Source organism: Methylopila musalis (assembly GCF_042679725.1).
Classification (GTDB): Bacteria; Pseudomonadota; Alphaproteobacteria; order Rhizobiales; family Methylopilaceae; genus Methylopila; species Methylopila musalis.
This window is the reverse complement of record NZ_JBHTMX010000449.1, coordinates 1-548: the sequence shown is the minus strand read 5'-3', so window position 1 is coordinate 548 and position 548 is coordinate 1. Positions and strand designations below refer to the sequence as shown.

Sequence of the window (548 nt, the reverse complement as noted above, 5' to 3'; positions counted from 1 at the left end):
GAGCGCCCGCGCGCCGGGGCCGTTCGGGCAGGCGCTGTGCGTGCTGGCCTGCGCGACCCCGATCCTGCTCGGCTTCGCCGCGCCGGCGGCCTATCTCACCGTCGCCGCCGTCCGGCGGGTGGCCGAGTTCGGCCTGCCGCCGCAGCTCGGCCGGGAGATCTGGAACTCCATGGCCTTCGCCGGCGCGGCCACCCTGATCGCGGTGGCGCTGGGCTTCCTCGTCGCCTACGCCGCCCGCATGACCCGCGAGGGGCCAGCCGCCCGCGTGGCGCTCCGGGCGGCGAGCGTGGGCTACGCCATGCCCGGCGCGGTGCTGGCGGTCGGGCTGCTGACGCCGCTCGCGGCCTTCGACAACGCGGTGGACGGCGCCCTGCGGCAGGCCTTCGGCGTCTCCACCGGCCTGCTGCTGTCGGGCACGGGGGCGGCGCTGGTCTACGCCTATGTGGTCCGCTTCCTGGCGATCCCGGTGGGCGCGGCGGAGGCCGGCTTCGCCCGCATCCCGCTCACGCTCGACCACGCCGCCCGCAGCCTCGGCGCGGGGCCGGCCG

At 78.3% G+C, this 548-nt stretch carries 1 pseudogene; it reads left to right on the top strand.

Features of this window, described 5'->3' with window-relative positions:
• Positions 1-548 (top strand): annotated as a pseudogene (locus ACFQ4O_RS18240) (iron ABC transporter permease); the annotation flags it as partial.